The organism is Luteimonas sp. FCS-9 (assembly GCF_001014645.1).
Lineage (GTDB): Bacteria > Pseudomonadota > Gammaproteobacteria > Xanthomonadales > Xanthomonadaceae > Luteimonas.
In genome coordinates this window covers 111157-136224 of record NZ_LASZ01000001.1, presented here as the reverse complement: position 1 = coordinate 136224, position 25068 = coordinate 111157, and the positions used below count along the sequence as shown (strand labels likewise).

General features: G+C 69.9%; 21 protein-coding genes and 1 other RNA gene. 16 read left to right on the top strand and 6 right to left on the bottom strand.

Going from position 1 to position 25068, the window contains the following annotated elements:
- The first annotated feature begins 1 nt into the window (after position 1).
- The 6 genes from WQ56_RS00570 to WQ56_RS00545 all read left to right on the top strand — a co-directional run bounded on the left by WQ56_RS00570 (position 2) and on the right by WQ56_RS00545 (position 9036).
- Positions 2–397: a hypothetical protein gene (locus tag WQ56_RS00570; protein WP_047135123.1), complete on the top strand. Its 396-nt coding sequence runs from the start codon at positions 2–4 to the stop codon at positions 395–397.
- Entirely contained in the window at positions 384–773 is a 390-nt protein-coding gene (locus tag WQ56_RS00565) for a hypothetical protein (protein ID WP_047135122.1), read from the top strand. Before WQ56_RS00570 ends, WQ56_RS00565 begins: the two co-directional genes overlap by 14 nt.
- An 85-nt stretch (positions 774–858) precedes the next feature.
- Complete coding sequence (locus tag WQ56_RS17480; protein ID WP_052772736.1) at positions 859–7782, top strand: host specificity factor TipJ family phage tail protein; 6924 nt, start codon at positions 859–861, stop codon at positions 7780–7782.
- Positions 7779–8075 carry a hypothetical protein gene (locus WQ56_RS00555; protein ID WP_156170142.1) on the top strand — a complete coding sequence of 99 codons (297 nt, stop codon included), beginning with the start codon at positions 7779–7781 and terminating at the stop codon, positions 8073–8075. Before WQ56_RS17480 ends, WQ56_RS00555 begins: the two co-directional genes overlap by 4 nt.
- Positions 8075–8761, top strand: coding sequence for a hypothetical protein (locus WQ56_RS00550; protein ID WP_047135120.1), 687 nt, complete (start codon positions 8075–8077; stop codon positions 8759–8761). Before WQ56_RS00555 ends, WQ56_RS00550 begins: the two co-directional genes overlap by 1 nt.
- A gap of 53 nt (positions 8762–8814) precedes the next feature.
- Positions 8815–9036 (top strand): hypothetical protein, encoded by a 222-nt coding sequence (locus WQ56_RS00545; protein ID WP_047135119.1) that lies wholly within the window; start codon positions 8815–8817, stop codon positions 9034–9036.
- 643 nt (positions 9037–9679) lie between these two features.
- On the opposite strand, the gene WQ56_RS00540 is transcribed toward WQ56_RS00545, so the two are convergent.
- Positions 9680–10177: a hypothetical protein gene (locus WQ56_RS00540; protein WP_047135118.1), complete on the bottom strand. Its 498-nt coding sequence runs from the start codon at positions 10175–10177 to the stop codon at positions 9680–9682.
- Positions 10178–10284: 107 nt separating this feature from the next.
- The gene (mntP, locus tag WQ56_RS00535) at positions 10285–10875 is read right to left on the bottom strand and encodes a manganese efflux pump MntP (RefSeq protein WP_047135311.1); all 591 of its coding nucleotides are present in this window, start codon (positions 10873–10875) and stop codon (positions 10285–10287) included.
- Between the two features lie 387 nt (positions 10876–11262).
- Here mntP and ssrA point away from each other — a divergent pair.
- Positions 11263–11615, top strand: a transfer-messenger RNA (tmRNA) gene (gene ssrA, locus WQ56_RS17825).
- Positions 11616–11668: 53 nt separating this feature from the next.
- Entirely contained in the window at positions 11669–11980 is a 312-nt protein-coding gene (locus tag WQ56_RS00530) for a helix-turn-helix domain-containing protein (RefSeq protein ID WP_047135310.1), read from the top strand.
- A 44-nt stretch (positions 11981–12024) separates the two neighbouring features.
- Here WQ56_RS00530 and WQ56_RS00525 read toward each other — a convergent pair whose 3' ends face one another.
- Positions 12025–12246: a hypothetical protein gene (locus tag WQ56_RS00525; protein WP_047135117.1), complete on the bottom strand. Its 222-nt coding sequence runs from the start codon at positions 12244–12246 to the stop codon at positions 12025–12027.
- 309 nt (positions 12247–12555) lie between these two features.
- Here WQ56_RS00525 and WQ56_RS17475 point away from each other — a divergent pair, with 309 nt between their 5' ends.
- Complete coding sequence (locus WQ56_RS17475) at positions 12556–14775, top strand: CHASE domain-containing protein (protein WP_082132106.1); 2220 nt, start codon at positions 12556–12558, stop codon at positions 14773–14775.
- A gap of 15 nt (positions 14776–14790) precedes the next feature.
- Here the strand turns inward: WQ56_RS17475 and smpB are convergent, their stop codons facing one another.
- Entirely contained in the window at positions 14791–15291 is a 501-nt protein-coding gene (gene smpB / locus WQ56_RS00515) for an SsrA-binding protein SmpB (protein ID WP_047135116.1), read from the bottom strand.
- Between the two features lie 38 nt (positions 15292–15329).
- On the opposite strand from smpB, the gene WQ56_RS00510 reads away from it, so the two are divergent.
- Together WQ56_RS00510 and WQ56_RS00505 are read left to right on the top strand one after the other, a co-directional pair.
- The gene (locus tag WQ56_RS00510) at positions 15330–15764 is read left to right on the top strand and encodes an SRPBCC family protein (protein WP_047135115.1); all 435 of its coding nucleotides are present in this window, start codon (positions 15330–15332) and stop codon (positions 15762–15764) included.
- Positions 15765–15771: 7 nt separating this feature from the next.
- Positions 15772–16038 (top strand): RnfH family protein, encoded by a 267-nt coding sequence (locus tag WQ56_RS00505; RefSeq protein ID WP_047135114.1) that lies wholly within the window; start codon positions 15772–15774, stop codon positions 16036–16038.
- A gap of 3 nt (positions 16039–16041) precedes the next feature.
- Here the strand turns inward: WQ56_RS00505 and bamE are convergent, their stop codons facing one another.
- Complete coding sequence (gene bamE / locus WQ56_RS00500; RefSeq protein WP_047135113.1) at positions 16042–16425, bottom strand: outer membrane protein assembly factor BamE; 384 nt, start codon at positions 16423–16425, stop codon at positions 16042–16044.
- A 128-nt stretch (positions 16426–16553) separates the two neighbouring features.
- Here bamE and fur point away from each other — a divergent pair, with 128 nt between their 5' ends.
- A complete protein-coding gene (fur, locus tag WQ56_RS00495; RefSeq protein WP_047135112.1) occupies positions 16554–16958 on the top strand; it encodes a ferric iron uptake transcriptional regulator in 405 nt (134 codons plus the stop codon).
- Positions 16959–17395: 437 nt separating this feature from the next.
- Here fur and recN read toward each other — a convergent pair whose 3' ends face one another.
- The gene (gene recN / locus WQ56_RS00490; protein ID WP_047135111.1) at positions 17396–19066 is read right to left on the bottom strand and encodes a DNA repair protein RecN; all 1671 of its coding nucleotides are present in this window, start codon (positions 19064–19066) and stop codon (positions 17396–17398) included.
- Positions 19067–19183: 117 nt separating this feature from the next.
- Between recN and hrcA the strand changes: the two genes are divergently transcribed.
- From hrcA to dnaJ, 4 genes are all read left to right on the top strand, one after another.
- Positions 19184–20269: a heat-inducible transcriptional repressor HrcA gene (gene hrcA, locus WQ56_RS00485; protein WP_047135110.1), complete on the top strand. Its 1086-nt coding sequence runs from the start codon at positions 19184–19186 to the stop codon at positions 20267–20269.
- Positions 20270–20380: 111 nt separating this feature from the next.
- Positions 20381–20911 (top strand): nucleotide exchange factor GrpE, encoded by a 531-nt coding sequence (gene grpE / locus WQ56_RS00480; RefSeq protein WP_082132105.1) that lies wholly within the window; start codon positions 20381–20383, stop codon positions 20909–20911.
- A 116-nt stretch (positions 20912–21027) separates the two neighbouring features.
- A complete protein-coding gene (gene dnaK / locus WQ56_RS00475) occupies positions 21028–22956 on the top strand; it encodes a molecular chaperone DnaK (RefSeq protein WP_047135109.1) in 1929 nt (642 codons plus the stop codon).
- 120 nt (positions 22957–23076) lie between these two features.
- Entirely contained in the window at positions 23077–24201 is a 1125-nt protein-coding gene (dnaJ, locus tag WQ56_RS00470) for a molecular chaperone DnaJ (RefSeq protein ID WP_047135108.1), read from the top strand.
- Positions 24202–25068: the final 867 nt, after the last annotated feature.

Sequence of the window (25068 nt, the reverse complement as noted above, 5' to 3'; positions counted from 1 at the left end):
GATGACGAACGCGAACATGGTGATGATCCAGGTCGAAGCGACCCCGCAGCTGATCCGCGATCAGCTGTCGGCCTGGGCCGAGCGCAACCGTGCGGGCCTGGGGAGCGACCCGTTCCCCCACGCCGCCGGCGACTTCATGCGCTTCGAGCCCGGCCTGGCCGCGGCGCTCGAGGTCGACCCGCAGAACCCGGTGCTGATCATCTCGGTCGGCGAGAACGCGCCTCAGGGGCTGGTGGCGTTCTACAACCGCGACGGCCTGATCCAGTCGCTGCACGTCACCGGCCCGCAGCTGGTGCCGCTGGAGGACGCGCCCGCGCCCGAGGTGCCCGGCGACGAATCCGACGAGGTGGAGGAAGCCGCGCTGGTCGACGCGGGCGAGGCCGATGAGGCCGGCTGAGATCGAGCACCTGGTCGGCGTGCCGTACTGCGCCGAAACGCTCGACTGCGCTGATTTCGTCGTGCTGGTCCAGCGCGAGTTGTTCGGTCGCGACGTGGTCGTGCCGAACGGGCGCCCGCGCGGCGTCCGCGGCCAGCTGGCGCTCGGTGAGCTATCGCGCGCGTATGGCACACGCACCGAGAGGCCCCAGGACGGCGACCTGGTGTTGATGTTCGAGGACGGCGTGCTCGGGCACGTCGGCGTCTACTTCTTCCTGGCCCACGAGGGCTGGGTCCTGCATAGCTGCGAGAAGATCGGCGTGTCGGTCTTCCACCGCGTGCGCGAGCTCCCCGATTGGGGAGCACCGATCGAAGGTTTCTACCGATGGCGGGACTGACCCGACGACCCCTGATGCAGTTCGACCCCAACGCCCCGGAAACGGGGCGTTTTTCTTGCGTGGTCGAGGCTGGGGGCGCTGCGTGATGGGCTTGCTCGAGTGCCCCCCTGGGCATAGCCGCCTGGTCTACACGCCGCATCCGGTCACGGTTGAGGGGCAGAACGAGCTCGTCGCCCAGCTGCTGCCCGGCGAGACGCTGGGCGCCTTCCTGCGGCGGGCCGTGCCGGATTGGGCCGGCGACGCGTGGGAAGTGCGCATCAATGGCGTGCTGGTGCCCGTGGAGGTCATGGAGCGTGTCCGTCCGAAGGACCGCACCCTGATCGAAGTGCGAGGCATCGCCAAGAAGACCGCGCTCTACATCGTCGCGATGGTCGCGCTGACCTATTTCACCTTCGGTCTGGGCAGCGCCACCGCTGGCGGCTGGGGGGCGGGCGCGGCTGCCGGCGCCTTCGGCGGCGGCGTCGCCGGCGCACTGTTCGCGTCGGCCGTGTTCGTCGCCGGATCCGTGCTGATCAACAAGGTCCTCGGACCGAAGCCGCCCAGCGTCAGCCAAACGGACCAGAACACCGTCTACACCATCGGCGCCAGCCGTAATCAGGCGCGTCCGTACCAGCCGCTCGGACTGCCGTTCGGCCGCGTGAAGTACGCGCCGGACATCCTGAGCGCGCCGTACACGTGGTTCGAGGGCGACGAGCAGTACGTCGGCATGGTGCTCACGCCCGGCGTCAACGTGCACCGCGTCGAGGAGCTTTATCTCGGCGACGCGCTGCTGTCGTCGTTTCAGGGCGTGCAGGTCTACTACGCCGGCTTCCCGGGCATGCCCGAGCAGAAGATCCCGCTGTACACCGACGCGGACACGATCAACGGCGGCGAGCTGAGCGAGGACGGCACATGGGTGCAGCGCACGACGCCGCCGCGCACCGTGCGCATCCTCGTGAACCTCGCCTACGTCCTCGGCGACGCCGACAGTAAGGGGCGCCCATATCTGAACACCGAGACGGTGGAGGTCCAGTACCGTCCGGCCGGCTCCAGCACGTGGACGCCGCTGATCTCGCGCAACTTCGCGAACAGCGACTACAACCCGCATCGGGCGACGCTGCCCCGCGATGTCGCTGAAGGGCAGTACGACGTGCGCACCCGGATCCGCGGCCGAGCGGTCAACGGCGGTGGGTCGAATGGCCAATCGAAGTGGCAGTGGGAAACGATGGTCGCCGTCCAGGCCGACCCTGCCGATTACTCCGGTATCCCGCGCATCGGCATCCGGATGAAGGCCTCCGGCCAGCTGCAGAACGCGCCCGACGAGATCCGCTGCGTCGCCGTCAGCCGGCCCGTGCCTGTCTGGACCGGTACCGAGTGGGTCACGCAGGAGACCAGCAACCCGGGCGCGCACCTGCTCGCGTATGCCCGCGGGATCAACGACGAGCACGGGAACCGCATCGCCGGCATGGGGCTGCCCGAGGAGATGATCGACGTGCCGGGCCTGCAGGCGTTCATGCTGCACTGCGCGGCCGAGGGCTTCGGCTACGACTACGTCGTCAAGGACGCGCGCAACCACGACGAGATGCTCAACAGCCTGGCGCTCGCCGGGTTCGGTCAGGTGAGTTGGGCCTCCGGCCGCATGTCTCCTATCTGGGCCGCTGACGAGCAGCCGCTCAGCGGCGTCGTCGGTATGGGCACGATCAAGCGTGGCCAGTTCCAGGTGGACTACACGCTGGCCAGCGCCGCCGACGGCATCGAGTTCACGTACTACGACGCCGAGGACTGGAGCACCAAGACGCTGCGCATACCTGCGCCAGGCGTGACCACGATGCTCAACCCCACGCAGGTCACGGGCGAGGGCATCACCAGCGAGGCGCATGCGGCGATGCTCGCGCGCTGGCATCTGGCGCAGTCGCTGTACCAGTACAAGGACATCAGCTACTCGACCGACCTCGAGCACCTGTCCTACCGCCGCCTGTCGGTGCTGTCGTTGTCGCACGACCTGACGCAGTGGGGATTCAGCGGTCGCGTCGTCGCTGCGCGCGTCGATGGCGGAACGGTCACGATCGACCTGGATGAGCCGGTCCGGGCTCCGGAGACGGGCAAGGCGTACGTGGGGCTCCGCGTCCCCGGCGAGAAGACCTACCGGGTGTTCGAGGTCCGACCCTTCGAGGGGAAGTCCGCGCGCCTGCAGCTGGTCGGTGCGTGGCCGAGCGATGCGGCGCTTCCCGGCAACACGGCAGCGAACCCGGCCGTCGACACCCTGTGGTGCTACGACTTCAAGCCGACGCCCGGCTACCGGGTGCGCGTGGTCGCTCTGCAGCCCGAAAGCGGAATGAAGGGTGCCCGCGTATCCGTCGTGCCGGAAGGGCCGGAATTCTGGGAGTACGTCCGGACCGGGCACTACATCCGACCGCCGAACCAATCTCTGCTGCAGACCCGGCCCGTGGCGTCCGACCTGCTGGTCACCGAACGCCAGGTGGTGCAGGGCGACACCGTCTACACCGAGCTCGTCGCCCAGTGGGAGGTGAGCGGCCCGGTCGGCGACACGGTGGTGCAGATGGCCGACGCGAATGGGCAGCTGCAGGAAGTCGCGCGCACGACGACGCGCAGCGCCGCCTGGCGTATCCCCGGCGCCGGCACGTACCAGGTCGCGGTGCGCCCATTCGCGCCGGACGGCCGGCCGGGCATCGCAACCGGCACGATCTACAGCACGATCGGCGCCGACGCGCCGCCGGTGCTGGTCGACCTGTTCGACGTCGAGGAGCGCTCGGGCGGCGTGCGGCTCTACACCTGGGGCTGGTTCGATGGCACCACGCGGTCGGCGGATTTCGCGGGCGTCGAGATCCGCGTCACAGCCGGCAAGGTCACCGCGCCCGATTGGGACGCCATGGAACCGGTCGGCAACGCCGACGGCTACCACACGGCGCCCTTTGAAGCGGTCGTGCCGGAGAGCGGCGACTGGACTTTCGCCGCCCGATCGCGAAACACCAGCGGCACGCTGTCGACGGGCATGCGCGTGGTCGCCAAGACCCTGGGCCGGAACCTGGGCGAACAGATCGGCGGGATCGGCGACAAGGTCTCCGAGGAGATCGTGGCGCGAATCGAAGGCGACGCGAAGGTCGCGGGCGATGCCGCGGCCGACGCTGCGCGCAAGGCGACTGAGGCGCGGCAGGCGGCTGTCTCCGCGGCCGCCAGCGACGCGACGACGAAGGCCAACAACGCGCGCACGGCGGCGATCGCGGCCGCCGCCGCCGATGCCACCACCAAGGCGAACGCGGCGCGCGACGCCGCGATCCTGCGCGCCGACGCCGCACTGGCGCAGGCCGAGGCCCTGGCCGCCGAGATCGCCGAGATCGTGGGCGCCCCCGAGTGGGAGGCCGGCGCGACCTACAACGCGGGGTGGCTCGTCCGCTACGAGGGCGGCCTGTACCGCGCCCGCGCGCAGACGACCGGCCAGAACCCGGCGACGACGCCCGCGGCGTGGGAGAAGCTCGGCGACTACGAGAGCGTCGGCGAGGCCCTGGCCGCGGCGCTGGCGGCGACCACGCAGCTGGCGACCGACCTCGGCGCCGAGGTGCGCCGGCTCGACGCGGTCGTCGCTCGCCTGCCCAGCGGAAACGGCGCGCTCGCGCTCCAGGCGACCGTGACCGCCAATGCGGCCGCCAGCGTGCAGCGCGATGAGGCGCTGGCCAGCCGCCAGACCGCCGTCGAGGCGAAGGTGCCAGCGGACGGCGGCCGCGCGGCGAGCGAGGCGCGCGCGACCGCGATCGAGCAGGCTGCGGCGACAGCAGCCGCGGCCAACTCGGCCCGAAGTGCAGCAATTGAGGCGAAGCTGCCCGTCGACGGTGGGCGCGCGGCGTCGACTGCGCAGGTCACTGCCGCTGAGCTGGCAGCCGCAACGGCAAACGCGGCAACTGCGCAACGTGTCGACGAAACACGCGCCGCCCTGGCGCGCATCGGCGACGTCGCAACCTACACGGTCGTGTCGGACGCCGGGTTGGGTTCGGCGCCCAGCGGCTCCCCTCGAGCGCGCGGGGTCTACAACGCCGCCGGCGAGAGGTTGCACACGCCGAATCGTGGCTTCAACTTCTTCTCGATCAATTCCGACAGCACGCTGAACGCGGGCGTTCGGTTTGACACATACGGCGACCTCGCAGCGAGCGGCCCCGAGCTGGTCGATTACGTAGCATCCCTGCCGGAAGATCGATATGTGCTCGTTGTGACGTCCGATCATGTCGGATCGATCAGCGGCACTGGTCCCGTGTCTACCGGAGTGCGTGACGCGCTTCTTTCGCTCGGCGCCTCCCCGGGCTTTGTGCGAGACGTCACCGGTAGCACGGCCGCAATCATCGTCGGCCGGCGGAGCCTGAAGCAAGGGGGGGCGATTGAGGTCCTGCAATCTCCGACGGGGTCTAGCCGTCAAGGGCGCTGGGCCGAGTACGTGCTCCAGGTCATCGGAGGAGTTCCGCTCGGCATGGCGGATTCGCAGGGCATCGTAGCTGACAATGCGGCGACCGCATCTGCGCTGCAAGTAACAGATGCCAAGGTCGTGCAGCAAGGGCTTGATCTCCTCGCTGTCGCATCGCGCACGTCGCTCTTGGAGTCAAAATCCCCAGCCGATGGCGGCCGCTCGGCATCTGAAGCGAGGGTGGTGCAAGCGGAGCAAACGGCAGCGACCGCAGCGGCGGCGAATGCGTCCAGGATCTCGGCGCTCGAAGCGCGCAACCCGGCCGGTACCGGGCGGCTCGCGACCGAGGCGCAAGTGCTGGCCGAGCAGGCCGCGCGCGCCGCGGGGGACGAAGCGGCCGCGTCCCGTTCCCTCGTGATCGAGGCGTCGGTCGCCAGCCTGCAGCAGTCGGGCGCGAACATGGTCGCGGATGGCGGGTTCGAGCGGTATGCCCTGGGGCAAGTGCTGCCCGGCTTGCAGACGATCGTCACGGGCGCGCGTTCCGGTGCGCAGGCGCTGCAGGTGCTCAGCAGCGGCACCACCGCCAGCTCGCCGCTTGGCTCGTTCGACGTGCAAGAGGGCCGGCGCTACTACGCCGAGGCATGGACAAGGCGGATCGGCGGCACCACCGGCACTGTGACGTTGCGGTTCGCGTTGTCCGACGGCGGCGTGAACCCGATCTACCCCGGCTTCGCCTCGGCGACGATGGCGTCGCTCAGCGTCGACAGCTATTCCAAGCTCAGCGGCTACGTAACTGTCGCGGCTGGTTCGTCGCGGAACCGTGCGTTGCTGCAGCTCAATCGCGTGAGCATTCCGGCCGGCGACGGTGTTGTGCTGGACGACTTGCTGCTGATCGACGTCACCGAGGCGTCGGCCGCAGCGAACGCCGCCGATGCCGCGCTCGCGCGGATCATCGCCGAGGAGACCGTGCGCGCCGCCGAGAACGCGGCGACGGTCGCCCGCGTCGCGACGATGGAGGCGCGCGTCCCCGCAGGCGGCGGCATGCTGGCCAGTGAGGCGCGCGTGCAGGCCGCCGAGCAAGCGGCGGCGACCGCGAACGCGGCCACGGCGTCGCGCCTCGACGCGGTGCGCGCGGCGTTCACTGCCGGCGACAACCTCGTGCCGGCCGACCTGGGCGATACCGCGACCGTGGAAGACGGCGTGAGCCTGGTGACGTCGACCGCGCAGTGGTCGCCGAACACGCGGTCGTTCGATGTCACACCCGGTGAGATCCTCGACTTCGCGGCCGAGGTCCGCGCCAACGAGACGATGTCGCGGATCTCGCTCGCGGTCCGATTCGACGGCCCGGCCGGGAGCGGCGTCAGCAACGTGACGCGCCGCGTGGACCTGTCGAACCCCGCCGTCGGCACGTGGTACCCGCTTGCGATGTCGCACGCAGTCCCAGCGGGAGCCACGCGCGCCGCGGTGCGCGCGGAGGGGCCGGCGGCGGTCAGCAAGTCGCTGCGCCGGCCTCGCGCCGTGCGCCGCACCGCGGCCGACCTCGCCAACGCTGCGGCGGTCATCGATGCCGTCCAAGCGGCGGCGACGGCCAACTCGGCGACCGCTAGCCGCGTGTCGGCGGTCGAGGCGCAGATGCCGGCCGGCGGGGGCCGCGTAGCGAGCGAGGCGAGCGTCACGCAGCTGCAGACCGTGGTCACGGCGCAGGGCCAGCAACTCGCGCAGCAGATCACGACCGTCGACACCAAGGCCGGCAACGCGCAGACGACCGCGACCCAGGCGCTAGCTGCGGCAAACGGGGCGGCGTCGGCGATTCTTGATGTTCGCTCGAGCCAGACCGGCGGCGGGAACCTGCTGCAAAACGCCGACTTCGGCGGCAGTGGGTCCGGTCATCCAGGATGGTCGTGGGCAATCCTGGAATGGGGTGACCGCGGCGAAATTAACCTAGGTTCCGCAGCGCGCAAGCCGGACGGTAGCAATACCTACGGCATCCGCGGCGTGTCCAACCCGTCCGGGTCGAATTTTTGGGATAGCGACGGTGTGCCGGCAGAACCGGGAGATACGTTCATCGCGTCAGCGTACCTGTCCAATTTGCGATCGCGCGGCCGGATTGAAGTTGTCTTTGTCAATTCGGCAGGCGTCTGGTTGGCCACTTTTACAAGTCCGACCTACGGCACTACGGGAGGAAACGCCATCGCAAGCTGGCCGCGAGCTATCGCCGTAGGCACGGCCCCTGCTGGCACAACAATGGCTAGAGCGCGATGGATCACGCAAGAGCCGGGCAACGACCCGTATGCGTGGATCACGATGCCCATGCTGGAGAAAGCTGCTCCGGGGCAGACGAAGCCGTCGCCCTGGTCGCCTGGGGCCGGCGGACTCACGCAGGTGACCCAGGAGCTGCGCGCCGGCCTGGATGCGAAGTTCGGCGTTTACGTGACGAACGACGGCCTGATCTCCGGTTTCGAAAGCGTCAACGACGGCGTTCGGCCGGAGTTCAACGTGCTGGCGTCGGTCTTCCGCATCGTTGCCCCGGGCGGCGGCGCGCGCACAGAGTACAGTGACGGCAATCACCGCGTTTACGACGCCCAGGGGCGCCTGCGTGTACGCATGGGGGTGTGGTGATGCCGCAGGGTCTGCAGTGCCTCGACGAGTCCGGCCGCGTGGTGCTTGAGGTGACCGACCGGCTGACCCGCTTCGTCGCCGCGATCGACGTGCCGGCTGGCGCCAGCGGCTCGGTTCAGCTGCCCGAGGGCACGGCCTGGGTCAGCGTGATCAACAACAACTCGCCGGCGGTGCGCGGCTCCGCGTACCGGCCGAGCGTAACCGTCGACGGCAACAACGTCCTGTCCTACGGGACGAACACCGCCTACGGCACTGGCGTCACCAACTGCACGCTGCTGGTCGGGGTCTACTGATGCCCGCTGGCCTGATCGTCTACAACGACACCAACAATCTGGTCATCGACGGCGCCTACGCCAACCTCGCGCTATTCGCGAAAGGCGTCACGACCACGACGACGGCAGCTGGCGACACGAGCTACGTGTCGTTCACGATCCCCAACTGCCCGGACTGGCCGCTGATCGCGGTGCGGTCCCCGGCCGGAGCCTGGGCCGCGGTACGCGCGTTCACCAGCGGCAACGCGATCGTCGACATCGTCTGCAAGGGCGCACCTGGCGCAGTCGTCGAGTATTTCGTCTTCGCGCGCACGCCCAACGACGTCCCGGCCCAGTACCTCGAGGTGAAGAGCGAGACCGGGCAGATCGTGTTCAACGCTGCGCTCAGGTACCTGCGGATCGTCGGGGTGCACGAGCTGTTGCCATCAAGCAATGGCACGGACGGTTTCACCGTCGACTACCCCGCGGGGAAGAACTATGCGGTGTTCCAGGACGGGCCAGCCGCAAGCACCCGCGTCGTCAACCAGTCGCCGGTGCCATCGCAGCAGGATTGGTGGCTCTACACGTTCCGCGGGATGCTGGCGATCACCGGCAACACGTTCAAGCTCGTGTCGGCGAACTTCGCCTCCCAGAGGTGGGGCCCGACCACGCCCCCGAACTACTCCGTCGCCGCCGGCGCCTACGTCGTCGACGTGACTGGATACTGAGGGATGGGAGCGCGGTCGCAGGCCATGCAACGCCGCCGGCGCACGCTGTCCGCATGAGGAGATGCCGAACCCCAAGGGTCATCGACCCGGCCAGTGCCGAACGCGCGCGGCGCCGCGCCCAGGAGCTCGAGCAGCAGGCCCGAGACTTGATCGCCGCAGCGCACGGCGCGGACTGGCGCGCTCGTGCGCGTGCGGAGGAGGGCGCGAGCCACCTGCGGCGCGAGGCGTCGCGCTATCGCGCGCAGGCTGGCCCGAGCGACTGGTACTTCGACTGACCCTGGCCGGCCCGTAGGGCTTCCCCTACGGCGCGTCGCGGCGTTTCCCGACAGACTTTCGCGGGCGGCTGCGCGACGCTGACAGCGCAGCAACGCGCACCTCGCTGACTCCTGTTGGTATTCCCAGCGCGTGCCGGGCCAGCCGTGGCCCGGCGGCTGCACTGTCTCCGGTGCTGAGACGACCCGGCGTACGATCGCCGGCATGCCGAGCCGCGAACTCCCTCCCGCCTGCCGCTGGCTCGAATGCACCGATGGCGGCGTGGCGCTGCATTGGCACTACGGGTGTATCGCCTCGGTCAGCCCCGACGGGAATGTCGTGATCACGTGGGCCTGGGGCGTCCGGCTAGAGGGCAAGGCGGCAAGCATGGCGCAGGGGCGCCGCTATGTTGAGCGATGGGTCGCTGCGCGCCCTGGCCTTCCGCCAGGTCGACGCGCGATGGAAACCCGAGCACGGATGCGCGCGGCGATGGCTGAAATGGGGCTGCCCATGCGCCGGTGACGACGGAGGGGTAGCTGGATGGGTATGGGGATTCAAGCGCCGCGAACATGGCTTATTCTGCAGGCTATAGTGCAGTCGGTTGGCGGACACTCTCTCCGCCAACTCCTTGCATCAGTACAGACAGTCGCTGCTTCGCACATTCCCTTAACTCAACGCCGACGCATCCTCGTACGGCAGATGCCGCGCACCGGCGGCCTGCAGCGCAGCCTCGGCACGCGCCAGAGCCTCGCCTTCACCGTCGATGACGATCAGGATGCGGCCCGATTCGATTTCGTCCTCGAACTTGCGCCGCACCGGATCCGGGAGCGATGCGCCGACGAGCGACGAGGCCCATGTGCCGACCGCGGCACCGGCCAGCGTCGTCAGGGCCACGCCGGCGAGGGTGAGGCCGAGCGGCGGCACGGCGACGGCCACTAGCCCTGCGACCAGCCCGGTTGCGCCGCCCAAGCCGGCCCCGCGCATTGCGGCATGCTTGAAGTCGGTGGGGGCTTCCTTCTGGTGCTCGGGCACGCGTTCGAGCTCGATGTCCGAGCGGGCGATCAGCGAGATGGCGTCATCCTCGATGCCGGCATCGCGCACTTCGCGGATCGCGGTCTGCGCGGCGGGCAGGGAGTCGGTGCTGTAGACGCGGCGGACTTTCATCGAGGACGCTCCGGCTGACGATCATCGGAGCTTCGGGCAGCCTCCGTGTGGCTGCCGTGAACCGTATCGACCGCTTGCGACGCCGCCGCGCACCCCGCGCGCAGCCGCTACAGCGTCGGCAGGCCGCCACCGCCGCCGAGATGGTCGTAGAGGATCGCCGCGCCGATGCCGATCAGGATCAGCCCACCGACGACCTCGGCACGTTTGCCGGCAAGTGTGCCCAGCACACGGCCGAGCATGATGCCGGTGGTCACCATCACCAGCGTGCAGATGCCAATGACCGTTGCGACGACGGCGATGTTGACGTCGAGAAAAGCCAGGCCGACGCCCACGGCCATCGCATCGATGCTGGTCGCGAAGCCTGTCGCGGCGAGGTTCCAGAAGCCGTGGCGAGCGGGCGGCTCGGCGGCCTCGGTGTCCGGCGCCTTGCGCAGGCCGGCGTGGATCATGCGCGCGCCTAAGAGGCCCAGCAGCACGAAGGCGATCCAGTGGTCCCAGGCGGCGACGTAGGCGGCCGCGGCCAGCCCCAGTGCCCAGCCGATGACGGGCGTGAGTGCCTCGATGACGCCGAAGATCACGCCAGCGCGCAGCGCCTGGCCGAAGCGGGGACGACGCATCGCCGCGCCCTTGCCGACGGCTGCGGCGAAGGCATCGGTCGACATGGCGAAGCCGATCAGGAGGATGGAGCTCATGGACATCGGGCGCATCGATCGGGGTCGGGCGAGCACGATGACGGCGTGCCGGCGCGCCCAACCCGCGTGATGCCGGTACACCGCTGGTCTCGCCAACCTGGACTGGTCGCACGCGCCACGATCGCACTGGATCGAGTGTGTTGACGCGGGCGCTTCCGCGGAGCGGAAGCCGGCTACTCCCCAAGGGGACGCGCATGCTAACAGCGCCGATCGAACGATGCGACGTTATAGCCGATGACAAGTCTCATAGGCGGAACGATCAGCGGGCAGCTTGGCTGAAGCGGGATACGGCGCCGATGCCGATGAACCTGCGCCTGCCACGCTCGGTCCGGCGCTTGCGTGCCCGCGACACGCCCCTATACTGCGTGCATCAGCGTAAGTTCTGATCTCCTCGGGGGTGCCATGGCTTCGACGGGGGTCGCGAAATTGCCTGGTGCATGCCGAGGGGGCAGCTTTCCTCGTAAATCCAGCAGCAAACTTTTAGTTGCCAACGACGACAACTACGCTCTCGCCGCTTAAGGCGTAAGCCCCGAACCCACTTGTGCCTGTGCTCGTGGATGTAGGGTCATCATCACAGGAACCAGCCGCGGCGGCCGCCTGTCTGCCGTGGTTGAACTGACAGGCTGGTCCCGGGATGCGCTTCGCGCACCGTGCTGTTCCGGGGCGAGATCCAACGGTGCGCTAAGCATGTAGTACCGGGGATGGAGTGCCTTCGGACGCGGGTTCGACTCCCGCCACCTCCACCATCTCGATGAAAGCCGGGCCCGAACGGGCCCGGTTTTTTTTTAGGAACCTGGACATGCCGATGAATGAGAAAGCCTTGAAGGCCCGGGATGCCCGCCGTGATATCGGCGCCGAGTTGCTGGCCGCGGTACGGTCGGTCAATGCCGGCCAGTTGGGTAAGGTCAACATGGTGCCGGTGTCGATTGCCGCAGAAGCCCGGCAGCGCCTGGGCCTGTCGCAGGCGCAGTTCGCCAGCCTGCTGGGCGTGTCGGTGCGGACGTTCCAGGACTGGGAGCAGGGGCGGCGCGAGCCTTCGGGTGCGGCCAGGACGCTGTTGCGGGTGGCGGCGGTGCGCCCGGATGCGATCCACGAGGCGATGGCGGCTTGAGAACGCCCCGCGCCGTCGTGGCGTCCAGCCGCCGCGTCAGCTGCTCAGACGACGCACAAACTGAGCCCGCAGTAGCCGCGGTACTGCCAGTTGCCGTCCCAGCATTCCCACACGTGCCAACCGTTCTGGCCGGCCTCCGAGCTCCAGCTGTGCCCGATCTGACCGTCGTTCTCGCATTGTTCCGCGGGAACTGCGGTGGCACTTCCGGTCGCCATCAGCAGGCCGGCGCCGAGCACGGCCGAGAACATGCCGATCTTTCGCTTCATTGCGGATCTCCGAGCATGGATGGATGCCAGCGCGCAACAGGCGCGCCGTGGCCCGTGGAGGGGCGGGGCGGCGCGCCTGTGCGCCGGCTGGCCTGACCACCGTCGCGCTCCGTAGTGCACGGCGCAGTCGGGAAACTCTGACGACGCTGTAGGAATTGTCCGGGGCGGGCGGAACTGCGACGGGCGCTCCATTGCGCGGGCATCGATGGCGACCGGCGCCAGCATCGCCGCGTCTCGGGCCGCGTACGCCGTCCCAGGCGCAGTGCCGGCCCGGCTGCCTTCGCCCGCGAGGATCGCTATCCTGTCGCGATGGCTGGACCTGCGCCTTCCCGACGCCTCGCGCCTTCCGCGCCGCGCACCCGGCTGCGCCGGGGGCACGTGCTTGCGGTGCTGGTGCTGGTGGGGTCGCTGCTGATGGTGGCGCTGTACGCGCGCAATGCGAGCGAGCGCGAGCGGCGGCTGGCCGAGGGCAGTTTCGTGACCGAAGCCGAGCGGCTGGCCGACGCGGTGCGCCAGCGGCTGCTGCAGTACGAGCTGAGCATCCGCGGCGGGGTGGCGCTGCACAGCGCGGCGGCCGACATGCCGACCACGCGGCAGTGGCGGGGTTATGTCGAAGGGCTGGACATCGCGCGGCAGCTGCCGGGCATGGTGGGACTGGGCTACGTGGCCTACGTCGATCCGCGGGGGCTGACCGAACTGCAACTGCGCCGTCGCGCGCAGGGGGACGGGCTGTTCTCGGTGGTGCCGCGTGGCGCGCGCGACCATTACGGTGCGATCGTGTACTTCGAGCCCGAGAGCACGGTCTCGCGCGCCACGATCGGCTACGACCAGTACAGCGACCCGGGGCGGCGCGCGGCGATGGACGCCGCGCGCGATACCGGGCAGGTGCGGCTGAGCGCGCCGGTGGCGCTGCATCGGCCGGGCGGCGACGGCAAGCCGGGCGTGCTGATGTTCGCGCCGGTCTATCGCACGGCGCGGTTCCCGGAGACGCCGGTCGCGCGCGAGAACGCGCTGATCGGCTGGGTGTTCGCGCCGTTCCGTTCCGAGGAGTTCATCGACCGGGCCGGCCTTGGCGTGGGGCCGCAGACCGCGTTCCGCATCGTGGACGTGACCGGCGGTCGGCAGGTGCCGGTGCTGCAGACCGACAACTTCGACGCCGACCCGTCGGGGCGGGTGCTGCACACGCTCACGCAGACGGTCTACGGGCGCAGCTGGCGCTACGATTTCCAGCACATCGGGCCGCTGCTCTCGGGCGGCATGCGCGAGCTGCAGACCACGCTGGTGACCGGCGTGCTGGCGTCGCTGCTGCTGTTCGCTGTGGTGATGACGCTGGCGCGCACGCAGTCGCGGGCCGAGGTCCTGGCGCGCCGGCTCAGCGATTCGTACCGTCGCAGCGAGCAGCGCTTTCGCAATGCGATGCGCTATTCGGCGATCGGCATGGTGCTGCTGGACCGCAACGGCACGATCGTGGAGACCAACCCGGCGATGGCCGGCATCGCCGGCATGGACCAGGGGGCGATGACCGGCACGTTGTTCAGCGGCTACTTCGTCGACTCCCAGGACCCGGTGTCGCGGACGCAGGAGATGCAGGCGCTGCGCGAGGGCGTGCACCGCAGCACGCGACGCCTGCGGCGGTGCGACGGCGACCTCCGCGAGGTGCACCTGGCCTCGACACTGGTGCTGGGTGAGGCCGACAGCGAGATCGCGCGACTGGTACAGGTGGACGACGTGACCGAGCGGCTGCGCGCCGAGGCGCAGGTGCACGCGCTCAACCGCACGCTCGAATCGCGCGTCGAGCAGCGCACGCGCGAACTCACGCAGGCCAACCACGAGCTCGAGTCGTTCGCGTACATCGTCTCGCACGACCTGCGTGCGCCGCTGCGCAGCATCGACGGCTTCGGGCGGATCCTGGCCGAGCGCTACAGCGAGGTCATCGACGCGCAGGGCCAGGACTACCTGGCGCGGGTGCGCAACGCGGCCGCGCGCATGGACGCGCTGATCGACGCGCTGCTGAAGATGTCGCGCATCAGCCGCGGCGAGTTCAAGCGCAGCCCGCTGGATCTCAGCCGGCTGGCCGAGGAGGTGGTGGCCGAGTTGCGGCAGACCGAGCCCGAGCGTCGGGTCGAGGTCGTCGTCGCGCCGGGCCTGGCCGCCGAGGGCGACGCGGCGTTGGTGCGCAACCTGCTGCAGAACCTGCTGGGCAACGCATGGAAGTTCACTGCCGGCACCGTCGATGCGCGGATCGAGTTCGGGCGGCAGGCCGACGGCGCGTTCTTCGTGCGCGACAACGGCGCGGGTTTCAACGCCGAGTACGCGGGCAAGCTGTTCCGGCCGTTCCAGCGCCTGCACCGCGAGGACGAGTACAAGGGCCACGGCGTGGGCTTGGCGTCGGTCAAGCGGATCGTCGAGCGCCACGGCGGGACGATCTCGGCGCAGGGCGCGCCGGGGCAGGGCGCGACGTTCCGCTTCACGCTCGCGCGCGCCGCGCAGGACGCGCGGTCGGGCACGGGCGCCGCACCGGCGGGGTGAGGCCCGCGGGACGCGTCAGGCGTCCTTGTTGTGCCGGCGCAGCAGCCGCTGCTTGTCGCGCGCCCAGTCGCGCTCGCGTTCGGTCTCGCGCTTGTCGTGCTTCTGCTTGCCCTTGGCGAGCGCGATCTCGGCCTTGATCTTGTTGCCCTTCCAGTACAGCGCGGTCGGCACGACGGTGTAGCCGTCGCGCTGCACGCGCCCGACGAGCACGTCGATCTCGCGCCGGTGCAGCAGCAGCTTGCGCGTGCGGTGGGCGTCGGCGACGACGTGGGTGGAGGCCTGGATCAGCGGGGTGATCTGCGCACCGAACAGGAACAGCTCGCCGTGGCGGATGACGGCGTAGCTCTCGCCGATGTTGGCACGGCCGGCGCGGATGGCCTTCAGTTCCCAGCCCTGCAGCGCCAGTCCGGCCTCGTAGCGGTCCTCGAGGTGGTACTCGTGGCGCGCGCGCTTGTTCAGCGCGATGGTGCCGGTGCTGTTTGCTTTATCCTTGGCCTTGCCGCTTTTCTTGCTCATCCGCACATTGTCCTCGAAGCACGTCCCCCAGGCGAGTCATGCCCAAGATCGAACGTAGCGCCCTTGTCGGGCAACCGGCCGAGCGCATGTTCGCGCTGGTCAACGATATTCCCGCCTACCCGCGCCGGTTCGCGTGGTGCGAGTCGGCGCAGGTCCTGGAATCGGGCGACGACCGCATCGTCGCCCGGCTGGATCTGGGGCTGGGCGCGCTGCGGACGTGGTTCACGACCGAGAACACCCTGTCGCCGCCCGACACCATCGACATGCAGCTGCGCGACGGCCCGTTCAAGACGCTGCACGGGCGCTGGACGTTCCGTGCGCTCGACGCGGCTTCGTGCAAGGTCTCGCTGTCGCTGGCGTTCGAGCCGACCAGCCGGCTTATGCTGCCGGCGCTGACGCTGGGCTTCCGCGGGCTCGCCGACCGCATGGTCAACGACTTCATCCGGGTCGCCGAGCGCGAGCCGGTCGCCTGAGCCGACGATGCGCATCGAGGTGGTCGCCGCGCATCCGCGCGCGCATCGCAGCTGGACGCTGGAGCTGCCCGACGGGGCCGACGTCGCGACTGCGCTGGGGGCGCTGCCGGACCCCGACGCGCTGGCCGGCATCGTCGGCCACGCGGTGTTCGGGGTGCGGGTGAATACGGACGCCACGCTCGCCGACGGCGACCGGCTGGAGCTGCTGCGTGCGCTGCGGGTCGATCCGAAGGAGGCGCGCAGGCGCCGCGCGGCCAGGCGCGACGCCGGCTAGGCGTCAGCGGCGGTTGCCGCGCTCCTTGGGCAGGTTGCCGAACTTGCGCATCTCCGCGGCCAGCTCCTGGTCGCGGTTCGGGAAGTACTCGCCTTCCCAGCGTGCGAGCTGGTCGTTCTCGAAGTAGACGGTGAAGTTCTTCACCTCGGTGTGGCCGGTGCGGCCCACCCGCTGGGTGGCGGTGTAGTCCCAGCGCTGATGGTGGAACGGGTCGGCGATCGACGGCGATCCCAGCAGCGCCTCGACCTGCGGCTTGCCCATGCCGACCTGCAACTGCTCGACCGCGGACTGCTCGATCAGATTGCCCTGATAGATCGGCTGCTTGTAGACCAGGGCGCAGCCGCTGGTGGCCAGGACGAGGGCCGAGACGAGGATGACTTTCTGCATGGCGGAGGGCACGGGCCGGGGGCTGCGGGGACCGGGCCGATGATACACTGCGCGTCACGCCGCCACCGCGATTCGGGCAGCCGGCGTTCAACCGCCAGTGAATGCCGGCCTGTACTCGGAGACACTTCATGGAATCGCTCGACCTGCGCAAGGCCGGACTCAAAGTCACCCACCCGCGGATGCGGATCCTCGACCTGCTCGAGCAGCGCACGCCGCGCCAGCATCTCACCGCCGAGGACATCTACCGGCAGCTGCTCGAGCAGGGCGACGAGATCGGCCTGGCGACGGTGTACCGGGTGCTCACCCAGTTCGAGGCCGCCGGCCTGGTGCTCAAGCACAACTTCGAGGGCGGGCACGCGGTCTACGAGCTCGACCGCGGCGGCCACCACGACCACATGGTGGACGTGGACACCGGCAAGATCATCGAGTTCGAGAGCGCCGAGATCGAGAAGCTGCAGCACGAGATCGCCGAGCGCTACGGCTACCACCTCGAGGACCACTCGCTGGTGCTCTACGTGCGCAAGCGGCGCTGAGCGACGCGTGCGCGTGCGCGTCCGCGATGCAGGCGCGCCCATCCGTGTCCTCGATCCCGGTTATTTCGCATCCCGGATTCACGCCGTGCGTGCCGGATCCCCGTAGGCGCGCGCTTGCGCGCGATGGCCTGCGCACAGAACCCCATCGCGCGCGAGCGCGCTCCTACACGGGTGGCGGGGCGACTGCGCAGGCGCGGCCTGGGCCGCGTAGGCGGTCCGGTCGATCCCGACCGCGCGCCACGTCTCCGGCCGGCACGCATTCTGGATTCATGTAGGAGCGCGCTTGCGCGCGATGGCGTGCGCACAAAATCCCCTTCGCGCGCGAGCGCGCTCCTACGTGCATAGCGGAGCGACTGAAGCCGCGGCCTCGGTCGTGAAGGTGAATCCGGCGATCCCGGCGAAGCGCGCCCGCGTACCTGGGTGGCAGCGTGGCTTGGTCAGGCGTCCGCGGTGTCCAGCAGCTTCCTGGCCGCGGCGCGGGCCTCGGCGCTGACCTCCACGCCGCCGAGCATGCGCGCCAGTTCCTCGGTGCGGGCGTCGGCCTCGAGCAGGCTGACGCGGCTCTCGGTGGCGCCGCCGCTGGTGGCCTTGTGCACGCGGTAGTGCGCGTGTCCCTTGGAGGCGACCTGGGGCAGGTGGGTCACGCACAGCACCTGGCGGCTGGCGCCCAGGGCGCGCAGCTTGCGGCCCACGATGTCGGCCACCGCGCCGCCGATGCCCGAGTCGACCTCGTCGAAGACCATCGTGGGCACGGCATCGTGGCCGAGGGCCGCGACCTCGATCGCCAGCGAGATGCGCGACAGCTCGCCGCCCGAGGCCACCCGGCGCAGCGGCCGCGGCGGCTGCCCGGCATTGGCCGAGACCATGAATTCGATGCGCTCGGCGCCCTGCGGGTCGGGCCGGTCGTGCTCGACCGGTTCGAACGCGACCTCGAACGTGCCGCCGCCCATGCCCAGCTCGTGGATCAGCGCGGTCGTCGCCTTCGACAGCGCCTTGCCGGCCTTGCGGCGGGCCGCGCCCAGGCGGTCGGCGGCGGCGCGCCAGCGTGCGAGCGCCGCGTCGATCTCGCCGTCCAGGCGGGCCAGCCGCTCGCCGGCACCGTCGAGCTGTTCGAGCTCGGCAGCCAGCCGCTGGCGGACATCGCCCAGTTCCTCGGGCGTGACGCGGTGCTTGCGCGCCAGTTCGTGCAGCCGGCCCAGGCGCTGCTCGAGCAGTTCGAGCTCGGCCGGGTCGATGTCGAGGTCGTCGCGGACCTGGCCGAGCAGCCGGGTGGCCTCGTCGAGCTGGATCGCGGCGGCGTCGAGCATCGCGTCGACCTCGCCCAGCCGCGGCTCGTGGGTGCGCATCCGGCCCAGGTCGTGGCGCAGGGCGTGCAGCGCCTGCGGCAGGCCGACGGCGTCCTCGCCGCTCATCCGCGCCAGCGCCGCGTCGCAGGTCTGGATCAGGCCGGCGGCGTTGGCGTGGCGGCGGTGGGCGGCGTGCAACTCGGCGATCGCCTCGGGCTCGAGCCGCTCGCCCTCGAGTTCGTCGAGCTGGTGGCGCAGCCAGTCGCGGCGCTCGCCGACGTCGCCGATGCCGATCAGCGTCTCGCGCTCGCCCTGCAGCGTGCGCCAGTCCTGTGCGGCGCCGCGGACCGCGGCCAGCAATGCGCCGTTGCCGGCTTGGGCATCGAGCAATGCCAGCTGGCTGCCGCGCGCCAGCAGCGCTTGATGCTCGTGCTGGCCGTGGATCTCGACCAGCCGCCCGGCGAGCTCGGACAGCTGGGCGATCGTCGCCGGCCGGCCGTTGATCCACGCCCGCGAGCCACCGTCGGCACGCAGCGTGCGCCGCAGCTGGCAGGTCGCGCCTTCGTCGAGCTCGTTGTCGCGCAGCCAGCGCAGTGCCGGGGCGGCATCGTCGAGCGCGAACTCGGCATGCAGCTCGGCGCGCTCGGCGCCGTGGCGCACGATGCCGCTGTCGGCGCGCTGGCCCGACAGGAAGCCCAGCGCATCGACCAGCAGCGACTTGCCGGCGCCGGTCTCGCCGGAGATGACGGTCAGCCCCGGCCCGAACTCGAGGTCGGTGGCGGTGGCGACGGCGAAGTTGCGGATGGCGAGGTGGGTGGGCATCGGTGGAATTGTGCCTCGGCGGCCTGCGGTCGTGTAGCGGCGGCTTGATAGCCCGCGCGCGTCTCACCGGTGGAGATCGCGCTTGCATCGGTGGCGGCGGGGTCGTATACCGCCCGCATGTCGTCCGACGCCCGCCATCCGCTCGACCCGCGCGCCCGCCAGCTGCTGCGCACGCTGATCGGGCGGCACATCCGCGACGGCGAGCCGGTGGGCTCGCAAACGCTCGCCCGGCATGCCGGGCTGGACGTGAGCCCGGCGACGATCCGCAACATCCTCGCCGATCTGGAGGAGGCCGGGCTGCTGAGCTCCCCGCACACCTCGGCCGGACGCGTGCCCACGGCGCAGGGCTACCGCGTGTTCGTCGACTCGCTGCTGCAGGTCAAGCCGCTGCGCGAGCAGGAACTGGTGCGGCTGCGCGGGGAGCTGGCCGGAGGCGGCGGGCACCAGTCGCTGCTGGGCAGCGCGTCGGAGCTGGTCTCGGCGATGACGCGATTCGTCGGCGTGGTCTCGGTGCCCCGGCGCGAGCAGCTGGCGTTCCGGCACATCGACTTCGTGCCGCTCGACGGCCAGCGGGTCATGGCGATCATCGTTTTTGCCGACCACGAGGTGCAGAACCGGATCTTCCAGACCCGGCGCAGCTTCGACGGCGCCGAACTCGAGCGCGTGGCGAACTACCTCAACCAGCATTGCGCCGGGCGGCCGATGGCCGCGGTGCGGGCGACGCTGGTCGAGGAACTGCGCCACGCGCGCGACGAGATGGAGGCGCTGCTGGCGCAGACGATGGAACTGGCCGAGCAGGCGCTGGTGCCGGCCGACGAGGACATGGTGCTGGCCGGGCAGAACCGGCTGATCGGGGTGCAGGACCTGTCGGACCTGGACCGGCTGCGCGAGCTGTTCGAGGCGTTTTCCCGCAAGCGCGAGATCCTGCAGCTGCTCGAGCGCACGCTGCACGCGCCCGGCGTGCGCATCTTCATCGGCGAGGAGACCGGGCTGGCGCCGCTCGAAGGTGTGTCGCTGGTCACCGCGCCGTACGCGGCGGGCGGGCGCACGCTCGGGGTGCTGGGCGTGATCGGCCCCACGCGCATGGCCTACGACCGGGTGATCCCGGTGGTGCAGGCGACGGCCGACCTGCTCGGCGCCGCGCTCGGCGGACGTCCGGCGGGAAGCGAGACTGCGCCGGGGCGCGCGCCGGATGCGGCCTGAGCGTCGCGGTGGCGGAAAACCATCCGATTCGCCCGTCCGCGGCTTGAATCCGTGGCGGCCAGCCCCATAGCTGGGCGGGTCGGCGGCCAGACGCCCGCCCCGGAACCGGACATGACCCAGGAACAGCACGAGACGCAGCCCCCCGAATTCCCCGAGTCCGACGACCAGGCCATGCCGGTCGAGGCCCAGCTGACCGAGCAGGTCGAGCTGCTGAAGGCCGAACTCGAGCAGGTGCGCGCGCAGAGCCTGCTCGAGCGCGCCGATCTGGAGAACCAGCGCAAGCGCCTGGCGCGCGAGATCGAGACCGCGCGCCGGTTCGCCAACGAGCGCCTGCTCTCGGCGCTGGTGCCGGTGTTCGACGCGCTCGAGGCCGGGCTGGCGAGCGCGCCGGAGAACGACCCGCTGCGCGCCGGCGTGGAGCTGACGCTGCGCGAGCTGGTCAAGGCGACCGAGTCCAATGGCCTGCGCGTGGTCGCGCCGGCGGCGGGCGACCCGTTCAACCCCGAGCACCACCAGGCGATGAGCATCGTCGAAGTGCCGGGCGTGCCGCCGGGCGCGGTCGCGCAGGTGTTCCAGAAGGGCTACCTGCTCAACGAGCGTCTGCTGCGCCCGGCGATGGTCGTGGTCGCCAAGGCCGACTGACCGCGCCGCCCGCGCCATCGCGCGACGCCGCTTGAACGCTGTGTTGCGCGTCCCCAGATACCCCGCATCGACGGCGCCGCCGTCCCGCAAAACGACATCCTAGAGGAAGCACTGCAATGGCAAAGATCATCGGCATCGATCTCGGCACGACCAACTCGTGCGTGGCGATCATGGACGGCGGCAAGGCCAAGGTCATCGAGAACAGCGAGGGCGACCGCACCACGCCGTCGATCGTCGCCTACACCAAGGACGGCGAAGTGCTGGTCGGCGCCTCGGCCAAGCGCCAGGCCGTCACCAACCCCAGCAACACGTTCTTCGCGGTCAAGCGCCTGATCGGCCGCAAGTTCAAGGATGCCGAGGTCCAGAAGGACATCGGCCTGGTGCCCTACAAGATCCTCGAGCACGACAACGGCGATGCCTGGGTCGCCACCAGCGACGACAGGAAGCTGTCGGCGCAGGAGGTCTCGGCGCGCATCCTCGAGAAGATGAAGAAGACCGCCGAGGACTACCTGGGCGAGAAGGTCACCGAGGCGGTGATCACGGTGCCGGCGTACTTCAACGACAGCCAGCGGCAGGCGACCAAGGACGCCGGGCGCATCGCCGGCCTCGACGTCAAGCGCATCATCAACGAGCCGACCGCGGCCGCGCTGGCCTACGGTCTGGACAAGAGCGGCGGCGACCGCAAGGTCGCGGTCTACGACCTGGGCGGCGGCACCTTCGACGTGTCGATCATCGAGATCGCGGAAGTCGACGGCGAGAAGCAGTTCGAGGTGCTGGCCACCAACGGCGACACCTTCCTCGGCGGCGAAGACTTCGACGCGCGCGTCATTGACTACCTGGTCGAGGAGTTCCAGAAGGACCAGGGCATCGATCTGCGCAAGGATCCGCTGGCGCTGCAGCGCCTGAAGGACGCGGCCGAGCGCGCCAAGATCGAACTGTCGTCGTCGCAGCAGACCGAGGTCAATCTGCCGTACGTCACCGCCGACGCCTCGGGCCCGAAGCACCTGAACATCAAGCTGACCCGCGCCAAGCTCGAAGCGCTGGTCGAGGATCTGATCAAGCGCTCGATCGAGCCGTGCCGCATCGCGCTCAACGATGCCGGCCTGCGCGCGTCCGACGTCAACGAGGTCATCCTCGTCGGCGGCCAGACCCGCATGCCCAAGGTCCAGCAGGCCGTCGCCGACTTCTTCGGCAAGGAGCCGCGCAAGGACGTGAACCCCGACGAGGCGGTGGCGATCGGCGCGGCGGTGCAGGGCGGCGTGCTGGCCGGCGACGTCAAGGACGTGCTGCTGCTCGACGTGACCCCGCTGAGCCTGGGCATCGAAACCCTGGGCGGCGTGTTCACCAAGATCATCGAGAAGAACACCACGATCCCGACCAAGGCCTCGCAGACGTTCTCCACCGCCGACGACAACCAGTCGGCCGTGACCGTGCACGTGCTGCAGGGCGAGCGCGAGCAGGCCCGCTTCAACAAGTCGCTGGCGCGCTTCGACCTGACCGGCATCGATCCCGCGCCGCGCGGCATGCCGCAGGTGGAGGTGTCGTTCGACATCGACGCCAACGGCATCCTGCACGTGTCGGCCAAGGACAAGAAGACCAACAAGGAGCAGAAGGTCGAGATCAAGGCCGGCTCGGGCCTGTCGGACGAAGAGATCCAGCGGATGGTCGCCGACGCCGAGGCGCACCGCGAGGACGACCGCAAGTTCCAGGAGCTCGTCGCCGCGCGCAACCAGGCCGATGCGCTGGTGCACGCGACCCGCAGCGCGATCAAGGACAATGGCGACAAGGTGCCCGGCGACGTGATCGGCAATGCCGAGGCTGCGATCGCCGAGGTCGAGACCGCGATGAAGGGCGACGACAAGGGACAGATCGAGGCCAAGTCCAAGAAGCTCGAGGAAGTCTCCCAGCAGCTGTTCGCCGCCGCCGCGGCGGCCGGCCAGCAGGGGGGCGGCGATGTCGGCGGGCAGGGCGAAGCGCCCAAGTCCGACGATGTGGTCGACGCCGAGTTCACCGAGGTCAAGGACGAGAAGGGCCGGGATTCGTAATCCGGGGTTCGGAAGTCGAAAGAGCGGAGCTTCGGCTCCGCTTCTTTCGTACCGTCCCGTTCCAGATCCTGCTCGCTGCCGTCCCGAATCCCCATTCCCCAATCTCCAATCCCGGCCTCAATGAAACGCGACTATTACGAAGTCCTCGGCGTCTCCCGCAGCGCCAGCGAAGACGAGCTGAAGAAGGCGTATCGCCGCTGCGCGATGAAGCACCACCCGGACCGCAATCCGGGCGATGCGGCGGCCGAGGCCGCGTTCAAGGAGTGCAAGGAGGCCTACGAGGTGCTGTCGGACGGCGGCAAGCGCCGGATGTACGACCAGCACGGCCATGCGGCGTTCGAGCACGGCATGGGCGGCGGCAACGCCGGCCCGGGCTTCGGCCCGGACATGGGCGACATCTTCGGCGACATCTTCGGCAACATCTTCGGCGGGGGCGGGCGTGCCGGCCCGCGTCGCGGGGCCGACGTCGGCTACGTGATGGAGCTGGACCTCGAGGAAGCGGTCGCGGGCGTCGAGAAGCGCATCGAGCTGCCGACGCTGACCGGCTGCGACGACTGCAACGGCAGCGGCTCGGAGGACGGCAAGCGCGAGACCTGCTCGACCTGTGCGGGCCGTGGCCAGGTGCGCATGCAGCGCGGGCCCTTCACGATGCAGCAGGCCTGCCCGCATTGCGGCGGTCAGGGGCAGGTGATCGCCAATCCCTGCAAGACCTGCCATGGCGCCGGTCGGGTGGAGGACGAGAAGGTGCTGTCGGTGAAGATCCCGGCCGGCGTCGACTCGGGCGATCGCATCCGCCTGTCGGGCGAGGGCGAGGCGGGGCCGGCCGGTACGCCTCCGGGCGATCTGTACGTCGAGGTGCGGGTGCGTCCGCACGACATCTTCGTGCGCGACGGCGACGACCTGCATTGCGAGGTGCCGATCCGCATCTCGCAGGCCGCGCTCGGCGACACGGTGCGCGTGCCCACGCTCGGCGGCGAGGCCGAGATCCGGATTCCGGCCGAGACCCAGACCGGCAAGGTGTTCCGTCTGCGCGACAAGGGCGTCAAGTCGGTCCGCAGCCGATCGGTGGGCGACCTGTACTGCAAGATCTTTGTCGAGACGCCGGTCAACCTGACCGCCGACCAGCGCGATCTGCTGCAGCGCTTCGAGGCGACGTTCACCGGCGAGAACGCGCGGCGCCACTCGCCCAAGTCCAGCACCTTCATGGACGGCGTCAAGGGTTTTTGGGACCGCATGACGTCCTGAGCTGTCGCCCCAGCGGTCACCAGTAAGAACGCCCGGCCCTCGTGCCGGGCGTTTCTCGTTCCGCATCGCCGTCGCGCTGCCGCCGCTCGGCCGGTGATGCTTGACGCCGCGGCGCGGCGCGACTAGCGCGAGCGGTATCCACAACCGGTGTGGATGCCATGACGACCAACATGTGGATAAGCCCCCCGGGCCGCGCTGCGACCGGCCGCGGACAGGCTGGTCATTTTTTCGCCATCCGGTCCTCCGTCGTACTACGCGGCGCTTGATCCGCGCAACCGGATCTGCAGTGGCGCCCGCAGTGCGATGCGCGCCGTTGTCGGGCGCGGGGATCGCGAACTGTCGTAGGCGGCCGATGGCGCGGCATCTCGCTGCGATTCGACAGTGGCGCGGCGTCGCACACGCCGCGCGGGCCGACCGCCGCGCGGGCCACGCGCGTGTTTCGCCCTCTTGACGGCGGTGCGGTGGCGGCTCCCGCGTCGTTCATCCACAAGCGGTGTGGATCGTCTGGTCACAAAGATGTGGATAAGCGTCGCGCCGCCGCTCCGGAAGCGGGTGCATTCTAGCTGGTGAAATTTTCGCCAACGCGGCGTATCGGCCGTGGATCGGGACTTGACCTGCGCAACGACCGATGCCTGCCGCCTGACCCGGAGCGGACCCGCACACGGCGACGCGATGCCGCGACTTGACGGCGGTGCCGGGGCCGCTCCGTCGGCGGTCGTCCACAACTGGTGTGGATGGTCTGGTCACAAACATGTGGATAAGCGCGCCCAGGCCACCGCTGGCGCGACGTACAAAACGTGGTGAAAAAATCGCCAATCTCGTCGGGGTGTCGCGCACGCAGGTCTTGACCCGCGCAGCGACGCGCGT